Annotated in this window: 12 protein-coding genes; all 12 read right to left on the bottom strand. The window is 52.8% G+C overall.

Translation table 11 applies throughout. The annotated features are described in order from the left end of the window. Nucleotides 1–369: 369 nt before the first annotated feature. Entirely contained in the window at nt 370–906 is a 537-nt protein-coding gene (locus E3O45_RS16430; protein WP_166789541.1) for a 4'-phosphopantetheinyl transferase superfamily protein, read from the bottom strand. Next, nucleotides 878–1,627, bottom strand: a complete 750-nt coding sequence (locus E3O45_RS16425; RefSeq protein ID WP_134444548.1) for an SDR family NAD(P)-dependent oxidoreductase — start codon at nt 1,625–1,627, stop codon at nt 878–880. Before E3O45_RS16425 ends, E3O45_RS16430 begins: the two co-directional genes overlap by 29 nt. Further along, complete coding sequence (locus E3O45_RS18470; protein ID WP_134444547.1) at nt 1,628–1,855, bottom strand: acyl carrier protein; 228 nt, start codon at nt 1,853–1,855, stop codon at nt 1,628–1,630. Next, entirely contained in the window at nt 1,855–2,265 is a 411-nt protein-coding gene (locus E3O45_RS16415) for a VOC family protein (protein ID WP_166789540.1), read from the bottom strand. The genes E3O45_RS18470 and E3O45_RS16415 overlap by 1 nt, the downstream gene beginning before the upstream one ends. Continuing rightward, the gene (locus tag E3O45_RS16410) at nt 2,262–3,929 is read right to left on the bottom strand and encodes an HAD family hydrolase (protein WP_166789539.1); all 1,668 of its coding nucleotides are present in this window, start codon (nt 3,927–3,929) and stop codon (nt 2,262–2,264) included. Before E3O45_RS16410 ends, E3O45_RS16415 begins: the two co-directional genes overlap by 4 nt. Then, a complete protein-coding gene (locus E3O45_RS16405) occupies nt 3,926–4,138 on the bottom strand; it encodes an acyl carrier protein (RefSeq protein WP_134444541.1) in 213 nt (70 codons plus the stop codon). Before E3O45_RS16405 ends, E3O45_RS16410 begins: the two co-directional genes overlap by 4 nt. Next, a complete protein-coding gene (locus E3O45_RS16400; protein ID WP_134444539.1) occupies nt 4,139–5,212 on the bottom strand; it encodes a ketoacyl-ACP synthase III in 1,074 nt (357 codons plus the stop codon). It abuts the gene before it with no gap. Between the two features lie 12 nt (nt 5,213–5,224). After that, nucleotides 5,225–5,869, bottom strand: coding sequence for an acetyltransferase (locus tag E3O45_RS16395; protein WP_166789538.1), 645 nt, complete (start codon nt 5,867–5,869; stop codon nt 5,225–5,227). A gap of 142 nt (nt 5,870–6,011) precedes the next feature. Continuing rightward, nucleotides 6,012–6,461, bottom strand: coding sequence for a hypothetical protein (locus E3O45_RS16390; RefSeq protein ID WP_134444536.1), 450 nt, complete (start codon nt 6,459–6,461; stop codon nt 6,012–6,014). Beyond that, complete coding sequence (locus E3O45_RS16385; protein ID WP_304989007.1) at nt 6,448–7,086, bottom strand: sugar transferase; 639 nt, start codon at nt 7,084–7,086, stop codon at nt 6,448–6,450. Before E3O45_RS16385 ends, E3O45_RS16390 begins: the two co-directional genes overlap by 14 nt. Further along, entirely contained in the window at nt 7,083–8,219 is a 1,137-nt protein-coding gene (locus E3O45_RS16380; RefSeq protein WP_134444534.1) for a DegT/DnrJ/EryC1/StrS aminotransferase family protein, read from the bottom strand. The genes E3O45_RS16385 and E3O45_RS16380 overlap by 4 nt, the downstream gene beginning before the upstream one ends. After that, nucleotides 8,212–10,047, bottom strand: a complete 1,836-nt coding sequence (locus tag E3O45_RS16375) for a nucleoside-diphosphate sugar epimerase/dehydratase (RefSeq protein ID WP_134444533.1) — start codon at nt 10,045–10,047, stop codon at nt 8,212–8,214. The genes E3O45_RS16380 and E3O45_RS16375 overlap by 8 nt, the downstream gene beginning before the upstream one ends. Between the last annotated feature and the right edge of the window lie 323 nt (nt 10,048–10,370).

Genomic DNA, 10,370 nt, shown 5'->3' with positions numbered 1-10,370 from the left:
TGCCATGCAGGAATACTTGGCCGCCGTCGCCATCCGCGATCAAGTCGACGGCGGCGCCAATGCGCTGGGCGTTGGCCACAAGAGCAAATGGGAGGGGCGGTTGCGTCGTTATCAAAATCATCATCCCACCTCCACTTCGAGCCCAACTTTGTATCATTTAATTCTAACGTAAAGTGGGCAAAATTAAAACCTCAGAGCAAACAAAAACCGCATGAATCCGGGGAATCGGAACACGGCCCCACCGCCCATGTCCAGACCCCTGGGGTCAGATACCGCCTGCGAGCGTTATGGCAGCGTTTGGTAGGCCACTTCAAACCTTGCGATAGATGGATCTTAGCAGCCCCACGCAACGCGAGATCCTGGGCCCGACTACTCCTGAGTTTCAGCAGGCATGCCGCTGGGGCAATAAACGCTCAGAACAAAAGACTTAATTTTGACGGTCGTGAAACTCGGATTGCGAAGTACGTCGAACGACCGAAAATCCTGACTAAGCCCTCTTCCTGACCACTTCACGAAAGCTTCCTTCCGAGTCCAAACACGACTGAACCGTTCATTCCGCATCACGTGATCGGCAGTAAGAATATACTTTGACTCTTCCGGGGTGAAGAACCTCTCTGGAATTCGCGTGTCAAACTGCTTTATCTTTTCGATGTCAATTCCGATGACGTATTGCGAAACGGCGATCGCAGTAGCGCCCACCGTGTCCGATTTGTTAAAATAAATTCCTGCAATATTGGCAAGATAGGGTTTCCCATACTCACCCATCTTCAACGCCTCTTGCGACAAGTCAAATCCAGCAGGCCAAATGGCACGCGGCTCACTTGTCGAATGGAGGTGCACGCTCAGCAGACCACGATAAGTAGCAAGTCGCGAGTAATCAAACACTTCGTGCGAGGTGGCCACCATCCAAGACCAAAGTCTGACCCGTAATCCATTTTGAATCAGGCCCAACAAGAAAACCAATGGCCTTTGCGACATCAATCGCGGATCCCAGACCAAGCGGATAACTCGACATCAACTCTTTCGATTGAATCTCATCGAGACGAGAAATGAAGCCATCTGACATTTTCGTCTTCACAATCCCAGGCGTGACAATATTCAATCTCACTCCTCGATCAGCTAACTCAGACGCAGCGGGAATGAGAAATCCTTCGATCGCGCCCTTCGCAGCTGCGTAAGCGGAATGGCCACGAGCGCCAGTATGAGCTGACAGGGAGGAAATTAAAACTATTGAACAACCATGAGCAGCGTTGCCTCGTTTTGCCATGGAGCTGATCAAAGTCATTGGAACGAGCGCATGTATTCTGAAGAGCGCTTCCATCATTGATGGCTTGTTCAGATACAGCGGTGCAATTTTGTCGAATCCCGCACAATGTACTAACCCACGGAGAGCTCCGAATCGGTTGACCAGTGATGCCAGAAATAAAGGTGTATCATCCGCAGAATCAAAGCCGTGTTGCACTGTATGGCAATTCGGCTCGTGACCAAACATTTCATTCAGAAGGGAGTGGTCCCGACCCTGAGCAATCACGTTAAAACCTCGACTCATAAGGTCCATAACTACTGCTTGACCGATTCCTCCTGTAGCACCTGTGACGAGAACGAAGCCGTGCCGCTCAGTCGTCATCTAGCACCCTGACGGATTTGCCAGTGAGTACAAATCCTCAACTGTTAGACATTCCAGAAAATCATTTACACTCAAGCTGAGATCATAGTCGTCTTCGAGCATGCAAAGAATCGAAAACCCTCGCATTGAATCCCAATCAAGTGAATCTGCACGGAAATTCGTTGCAGACGACAGTTGGCTGGGCTCCATCTCGAGAATTTCCGCGATTTTTACTATAAAATTGTTCATTAAATTGCTCCATCTGATGAGTTGACAACTTCAACAAGTTCAACTAGGCCAATTTCTGAATGATACAAGAAGGCGACGACTGAATCGTTGATTGCCGGCGCGGGGGAAGGTGGAGACGCAACGACATAGCCTTGCTTTCTGAACGTTGCAAGACTCGCATTCATATCGTCAACTTCAAAACACAGATGATAAGGCGTTGGGCCCATCTTCGACAAGATTCCGTCTACTGGCGAATTCGAATCTACCGGTGCAATGAGTTCGACTACGTAATTGCCATTGCGCGCAAAAGCTATTGCGACTTTTCTTATATCGTCTGTGATCGTCGTGCCAATTTCGAACCCTAAAGTCCGGAACTTTTCGCCCGCGCTCGCAATGTCTCGAACCGCGTATCCTACGTGATGAATCTTCAATTTTGAATCCAAGAGACGCTGTGGAGACTCTTTCGTCCAGCGGCTCGTTGGGAAAGGTCTCGAATATAATCCTTACCTTCGCTGTCTTCCCTGACAAGCTGAAAGGACAGCCGATCGAACAAGTCTGCAACAGGGACGTTTCTTTGTGATGGAACAAATCGACCGCACAATCTCATAATCCCCCTAGTTCTAAGAAAACCCTCAACTGCTGACAGGACCGAATCTTCAATATGTCTTCCCATGACTCGACAACTCATAATAAAGTTGTCTATGTGCGCTTCAGTGTTATCACTTGAAAGCATAATCACGAGCACCAGTCCGCTATCTCCGTACCGGTCAGATACACCGGCACCCAAAATATAGTTTCCGTGCTGCGCCTGATACTTCATAAGGGATTCTGGTGCGTATCTAGCCGTCAAAACGTTGAATTGATTCGTTTTTTGAGTCAACTGCGCGATTCGGTCTATGCTTCCGACGCTCATTTCATCAATCTTAACTTTGATCTCCAAAGAAGAAAGGTAATCGTCGATTGATGAGGCGGAATTACGCGCCGCTATTCGATTTGAATCTTCAGCATACTGAACGCGTTTCTGGGTGTCCTCTGCAGTCAAACGAGACGCAAAGAAGTGTTCGGAGTAAATATCTTGAATCAGAGTTGGGAGCTTTGACACATCACTAGGAAAGTCGACCACACTCACTTCGGGCAATGACCGTCGAATATTCTCTCGTTCCACAGGGTTATCATCAAGAAATACAAAAGACTCTAATCCAAGGTTTAGTTTCTCAGCAAGTCTTTTGATATTCGCCGCCTTGTCTTCCCAATTGGCGAGAAGGGCGACAAAGTCTCGTTTACCGAGGACCATATCCGGGTGCGTATCGAAGGCTTCAACAACGTCGGCGATGTCATTTTTTGAAATCGCCGCCAAAAGAATTCCAGTATTCGCGATCTCAAGGATTCGAATTTGCGCATCTCGATAAACAGCGCCGGTACCACTAAGTCCGAGATTGATACCAGAGACACCTTCTTCTCCGAGCGCCCCACCCCAAATCGTGTTGTCTAAGTCGAGCAATAGCACTTTTTTTCGAATAGCTCTCAGTTTCACGATACTCGCCAACAGACTGTCTCCGATCACGTTCGTTGCTTTGATGCTATAAGGCAACGATCCCAGATACCACATCTTGTCAGAATAAAACGTCATCCTGCCGTGCGCGGTAATCAATGATCTTAGATCAAAAAGGTGCGCATGCGAATGACGCGACAGGACTGCGCCTAAAAGAGCATCCCAGCGTGCTGTCAGTGCGCTCTCAAATTCATTTTCATCTCTAGGTCCGATGCGGACAGGTCGGAAATCCATATTGGATACCAAGATTGACATTGAATTATTGCTGCTAAGGAGCCGTTCAACGTGACTCGCCGCTTCCGCGAGTATCGCATCAGCATCTTCAAACGAATTCGCCGACGCCACCAGGTCATTTCCATCGAGTACTAGCGCGAGCACTTCTGGGCAGAATTCGAGCAATCGGGGACTGAGCCGAAATGATTGCTGGACCCACTGATTGTATCCTTCGGAAGGAAACATCTGCGCTTGCTTAATTAATGAACCGCTGACAAGGTCTAAATTCACGTTCGACAGGATTGCGATTCTTGTTTTATTAACAATCATTGCAACCAAGCATAAAAATCTGATAGTGCCTTCAAATTTGGAATTTCGTCGATCGGGATTTCGACTGAGTACTTATCTTCGATTTCACCAATAAGACGTAACTGCATAAGTGAATCCCACTGCGGAATGGAATTGTACTCCGTGTCGCCAGACAAGGTCGATGGTTCAACCTCGAATATTGAGGCGACGAACAACAAAAACTGGTTCATTTAATTTTCTTCCTTTGTATACTTTATGAGGGCATAAGACGCCGATTTCTTTAGGCTGATCAGGCCTACGCTGATTGAAAGTCCTCCCCCAAATCCGGCGATCAAAGTCTGTGCTCTTTCGTCACCACCTAGCTTTCCAGCTTCGTACGCGATGGTGAGGGGAATAGATGCAGAAGCGGGATTGCCGAACTTATCTCCGCTTTTCCATATTTTAGAATTTTCTATTTTCAGTTTTCGCGCGAGCTGATTGATCATGTACATATTTGCCTGATGCGGAACAAAAGTATCCAGCTCCGCAGGATTGAGTTGAATTTGGCTCATAAATTGTTCAATAAATCTGCTTGCGGTTTGGGCGACAAATTTAAATATGCCAAACCCGTCCATGTAAATCTGCGATTGGCTTCGCGAACTACCATCTTCTCGGCAGCGAGGCCGTATCTGCTCCTTATCGACAGGAATTTTAGAACCTCCAGCCGGTATGAAGAGATCCTCTCGCCCACCTCCATCCGTGAAGAATGCAAATTTCCATTCATCGGCTGAATCCAAGTTCGGCGAGAGAAGCGTAGCGGACCCCGCATCCGCCATTACTGGATACGTGGACTTGTCCAGCTTGGATACAAATGCAGATTGCACGTCGCCATCAAGGAGAAGAACTTTTTTTCCAGTTGATTTCACGAGCAGGGCTGCGACATAAAGTCCATAACCGTAACCTGAGCAAGCCATGCTAATGTCGAAAGCTATTGTATTGTTTGATAACGCTAAAGCAGATTGGGCGGCAGGGGCGTCCGACGGCAACAAATATTCAGGAGTGAACGTGACGCAAATTACAGCCCCAATATCGTCGAGTGATACCCTCGTGAGCTCTATGAGTTTGCGCGCGGCGGCAAGATTTAAGTCGAGCGCAGTCGTGCCTGGATTCGCTATAGCACGGCTTTGGATTCCAGTCGCTTTGATGAGAGTGTCTACAGAATCACCGAAGAGGTCTGCACAAGCATCCCGATTGTCAATCAGGTTTTCTGGTAAACAAGCAACGACACCCTCTATCATAACTCCTGAAACAGTTTCAATTCTCATTTTCTGTTGGTCCTAAACTTTTATTGCTCTAGCAGGGTTTCCGAAAACTCTTTTTCTGGCACGCACATTTGTAACGACGACACTCCCCATTCCTAACATGGCGTCATCACCAATTTTCAAGCCCGGCGCAATAGAAACATGGCTGCCGAGAAATACACGCTCACCTATCGACACGTTTCCTGTCACATCGCAAAAACTACTAATAACGGAAAACGGCCCAATTTCGGCATCGTGACCCACAGCGTTATGCAGATTGATAAAAACGTGTGCTCCAATTTGAGTATTAGTGGATATATATGTGAACGGATACACGACCACACCTGTGCCAATTTTAGCCGTCAACGCGACACGGGCAGTGGGGTGAATCAATTGCGTGAACACTGCTCCGCGTGATGCTAACGATGTGATGATCCTTTCCCGCTTCGAGGGGTCTCCAATGGCGCAAATAAATACTTCTCTGTTTTCCGATGGCGTCCACGCTGAAATCGATCCAAGTAGGGGTAGCGGCAGCCGAGCATCACTCGCGATCGAAAGATCGTCATCGAGGAAGCCAAAAGGGACCCAATCGACGTCTTGCTCAAGCGCGACGTCCCGCGCAATTTCAGCTACTTCTCGCCCAGCGCCACCTGCTCCAACAATAATTAATTTAACAGACACTGCGGCACTCTCCAAGCTCGCGGTGTAACAGGAATGCAACTCGCCTTATCTCTGGACACTGGCCACAGTTTCAGCGGTTTCTCGAAATGCCGCATTCGGTTTCGGGTGGTGAATTGCGAAGGCCCACCGATTATGATCCTGATCATAATTTGATGTCAATCTTTCCGTTGAATGGAGAATGACGCGTCTCGGCAAACTCCTGCTGCGTAGCGACGGTGCATACATTATTGTGCTCCACCCTCTGAAATGATTCGCATTTGTCCATGCTCTGTTCGGTCAATTTGACACTGGGCTTCCAGACGTCCAGACCACACTTCTCAAGCAGGCCACGAGCTTCCGAAATCACTACGATTTTAGGGATGACTATCTGCGTGCCATACTGCCCGGCAATCTGCCGCGGTTCTTTGAAGAATTCGTAGGAAACGATGCGGGGTACAGCCTTACATCGATCAGGTGGCCGATCGGCAGCGGAACGTTTCCACGCAGAAAACACAACTACCTTAGCTCGGCGATTCGGATCTGCCTCCTGAGTGGGTTCTTCGACAGCCCCGCGACGCCTACCAATAGATGCCAGCCAATTACTTGGATGCATTCTGAAGTCCTTGCTCGAACTCAGGCATGGCCGCATTCCCTTCGGAGGTCACTCCTTCTCGAAGGGCAACTGCCTTTAGGGTTCGAAGGACAATTACTGCGTCTAGTGCCAAGGAACGATGATCGACATATTCAACATCTAACTCAAACTTTCGCGACCACGACAGAGAATTTCTGCCGCTGACCTGCGCCAATCCAGTTATGCCGGGCCGAACCTCATGTCTGCGGTTCTCTAACGGTGAATAGCGACTTAAATATCGCACCAGAAGAGGCCGTGGACCGACGACGCTCATGTCGCCTCTCATCACATTCCAGAGAGTGGGAAGTTCATCCATGCTCGTTGACCGCAAAATTCGACCGAATCTCGTCAATCGTTCGTCGTCAGTCACTAATCCACCGGCCAGCGACACGGTTTTCATTGTTCGGAACTTTCGAAGGAGGAAGATCTGCCCGTTAAGACCCGGGCGCTCTTGTTTGAACAGAATCGGGCGTCCCAGTTTTGCAGCGACCGCTCCCGCGACCAAAAGTTGAATTGGTGCAGTGACGACCAGAACGACCGATGCACCCACCAGATCGAGAATTCGCTTTGTAATATCAAACCGGCGCTGCTGTCCTACGCGAGTCACACTCGGCTCATTATTGAGTCGTTAATTTGAGTAAGCACGCGTTCAATCTCATAGGGCCCTAGGGATGACCCGCTGGGAAGCGTAAGCCCAGTGTTAAAGAATCGTTGCGCTGTACCGTTGGACATCGATCGAGCGCCGCTAAAGATGGGCTGCAGGTGCATCGGCTTCCACAATGGACGGCTTTCAATGTTGTCGAGCAGGAGGTGCGCGCTGAGCTCGGCGGCCGTCCAGCCGGAGACCGCAGCATCCACCACAATGGACGTCAACCAGAAGTTGTCGTTCTCATCGTTCTCACCGCCGAAGATCTCGACTCCGGGAACGGCCGCGAAGAGGTCACGGTAGGCCTCACGCATCGCACGGCGCCCTGCGATCATGTCGTCGAGCCTGGTGAGCTGTGCGCGACCGAGTGCGGCAAGCAGGTTGCTCAAGCGGTAGTTGTAGCCGATGTCGGTGTGCTCGTAGTGCGTAACCGGCTGACGGGCCTGGGTGGCGAGGTATCGGGTATGGGTCGCGAGATCCGCGTCATCCGTTAGGAGCATGCCCCCCCCGGACGTGGTCATGATCTTGTTGCCATTAAAGGACAGGATGGACGCTCGCCCGAAGGAGCCTGCCGCCTGACCATTGTGGCTCGCGCCGAGTGACTCGGCGGCATCCGCCAGCACCGGAATGCCGTATTCGTCGGCGATGGCACAGATGGCCGTGTAGTTGACCGCTTTGCCGAGCAGGTCGACGGGAACAATGGCGGCGACCTTCTCGCCGGCGCGGTAGAGCTGCTCGAGCGCCTCACGCAGCAATACCGGGTCCATGTTGCCGGTGACCAGCTCGCAGTCGATGAAATACGGCTCTGCTCCGGTGTAGACGATCGCGTTCGCGGTGGCAGCGAAGGTCATAGTCGAGGTGACGACAACGTCGCCGGGGCCCACGCCGAGGCCGAGGAGCCCCAGATGCAGCGCGGCGGTTCCCGAGCTGAGTGCGACCGCGTGAGTGACGCCGACCCGAGCGGCCATCTCTGCTTCGAAGGCATCGATGTCGGGGCCAAGAGGGGCTATCCAGCCGGAGCGCATGGCGGCCAAGACGTACTGCTCTTCGAGTTCGCCGACGTCGGGCGACGACATGTGGATGCGTTTATTCATGGCTCACGCTCTCTCGGTGTAGCGGTGCGTGAGCGTGGTGTCGATAACTACGATGCCAGACCTGTTCGTCGAGGTGAGCGGGAGCGATGGGTGCCACGTGGGTGTGCGAAATCTTGGGGTGAAGGGGGCGTTCGTCACTCTCGCCGAGTCCCACGAGTTCTTCATGCAGCTTTTCGCCCTCCCGCAGACCGGTGTAAACGATCTCGATGTTCTGACCCGACTGGGCGATCATGCGCTGGGCGATATCGAGAATGCGTACCGGCTCCCCCATGTCAAGAATGAGCACCTCGCCGGGGCGGCCGATACCGCCGGCCTGCACGACCAGCTGGCAGGCTTCCGGGATGGTCATGAAAAATCGCGTTACATCGGGGTGGGTGATGGTGAGCGGGCCGCCGGCCTCGATGAGCGCGGTGAAGGTTGGCAGCATGGAGCCACGGCTACCGATAACGTTTCCGAAGCGCACCGAAATGTAATCATGCCCGGTCTGCTCTGCCGCATAGGCGGTGAGCTGTTCCCCGGCCCGTTTGGAGTACCCGAGCACGCTAGTGGGATTCGCGGCCTTGTCGGTGGAGATGTTGACGAAGGTTTTCACCCCCGCTTCTTGGGCAGCTTGAAGAACGTTGCGCGTGCCGAGCACGTTGGTCTTCCACGCTTCGTCGGGGTACTGCTCGAGCATAGACAGGTGTTTGAGCGCGGCGGCGTGAAAGACAACGTCGGGGCGGCGCTCGGTGAAGATCTCGGTGAGTGCGTCGAGATCGCGAATGTCGGCCAGCACCACGTCTTTGGTGTCTAGCAGACCGTGACCAAGAATGGAAATCTGCGTGGTCTGCAGGCCGGTCTCGTCACGATCAAGCATGATCAGTTCGCTCGGCCCGAACTTGTTGATCTGGCGGCACAGTTCAGAGCCGATGGATCCGCCGGCGCCGGTGACCAGTACGCGCTTGCCGGCGATGTAACCGGCGATCGAGGCCATCTCTGTATCAACCGGCTGGCGACCGATGAGGTCTTCGATCGAGAGGTCGCGCAGGTCGTTCAGGCGCACCTTGCCCTTGAGCACCTCGTCGAGGGTGGGGAACACCTTGACCCGCAGGCCGGCGGCATCCGCTTTGTCGGAGATCTCCCGCAACCGCACCGCGTCGACCCTTGCAATGGCGACGATCAGCACGGTGGCCTGGGCGGCCTTCGCAACACGCGTGAGGTCGGAGCCGGTGCCGAGCACCCGAACGCCGTGCAACCAGACGTTACTTCTCTGTGGGTCGTCGTCGATGAGGCCAACCGCACGGAACGACGACTGGGCATCGGTTTTCATGCGGCGCACGATAGAACTGCCGAGGTAACCGGCGCCGTAGACAAGCGTATTGCTGGCGTCGTCGGCCGGAACGATGGCACGCTCGACCAGAAGCCTCTTGTAGTAGCGCACGCCGCCCATGTAGATAAAGGCCATGGGCAGGGCGATGATGACCGTACTGCGGGGGATCTCGACGAGGGTGCCAAAGACGATGACCGGCACGCCGAGAATGAGGGCGGTGACGAGCACCGACCAAAGCAGCGAGCGCACTTCGGCGAAGCTGCCGTACGGGTGGCGGCCACGGTAGAGGTGGTAGAGGGAACCGATGAACAGCTGCAGGATCGCGGCGGTCAGGCAGAGCAGGAGGAGTGGGACCCAACGGATTAGGTCGACGAGGAACTCGTATCGGAAGGCTTGCGCCAGGATGAGCGCGACGGCCCAGGACGCGGCGTCGAAGGCATACTGGGTTCCGAAACGCACGAGAGGAATGGATTTGTGGAGATCCCTCAAAGCGGTCGATGCGACATCGGTCACTGACATGATTTCCTCCCCCGAGTGAAGTGCGTAGCTGAATTGGGCGGGCTAGGCAGCCTTCGTGAATTTTTAGTCTAGCCGTTCAAAACTTGGCCACTTGGGGGGGGTTGAGGGATTGTCGAGTAGGTGTGCTGAGGGGCGATCGCTCGTGCCTTGTGGCGCGACCGGTAGGGCGGGGGAATCTCAGTGGTATCGCGGGAAAAGCCGGTGCCTCCCGGAGCCTAAGCCTGAATCCACCGGTTGACCTTGAGGTTTTGACGGCGCGTTAAACCGAGAATGCCCCTCTGACCAGCTAAAATAGTTGTTATCTAGACAAGCTATTCAATGCT

The organism is Cryobacterium sp. TMS1-20-1 (genome assembly GCF_004402355.1).
Taxonomy (GTDB): Bacteria; Actinomycetota; Actinomycetes; order Actinomycetales; family Microbacteriaceae; genus Cryobacterium; species Cryobacterium levicorallinum.
The sequence above is the reverse complement of the archived record's forward strand: the minus strand, read 5'-3'. Positions and strand labels throughout refer to the sequence as shown.

Excerpts from the sequence above, each read along its gene's own strand:
- E3O45_RS16430 (WP_166789541.1), bottom strand. The coding sequence starts at position 906 with ATGGTGGCCACCTCGCACGAAGTGTTTGATTACTCGCGACTTGCTACT.
- E3O45_RS16425 (WP_134444548.1), bottom strand. The coding sequence starts at position 1,627 with ATGACGACTGAGCGGCACGGCTTCGTTCTCGTCACAGGTGCTACAGGA.
- E3O45_RS18470 (WP_134444547.1), bottom strand. The coding sequence starts at position 1,855 with ATGAACAATTTTATAGTAAAAATCGCGGAAATTCTCGAGATGGAGCCC.
- E3O45_RS16410 (WP_166789539.1), bottom strand. The coding sequence starts at position 3,929 with ATGATTGTTAATAAAACAAGAATCGCAATCCTGTCGAACGTGAATTTA.
- E3O45_RS16405 (WP_134444541.1), bottom strand. The coding sequence starts at position 4,138 with ATGAACCAGTTTTTGTTGTTCGTCGCCTCAATATTCGAGGTTGAACCA.
- E3O45_RS16400 (WP_134444539.1), bottom strand. The coding sequence starts at position 5,212 with ATGAGAATTGAAACTGTTTCAGGAGTTATGATAGAGGGTGTCGTTGCT.
- E3O45_RS16390 (WP_134444536.1), bottom strand. The coding sequence starts at position 6,461 with ATGCATCCAAGTAATTGGCTGGCATCTATTGGTAGGCGTCGCGGGGCT.
- E3O45_RS16380 (WP_134444534.1), bottom strand. The coding sequence starts at position 8,219 with ATGAATAAACGCATCCACATGTCGTCGCCCGACGTCGGCGAACTCGAA.
- E3O45_RS16375 (WP_134444533.1), bottom strand. The coding sequence starts at position 10,047 with ATGTCAGTGACCGATGTCGCATCGACCGCTTTGAGGGATCTCCACAAA.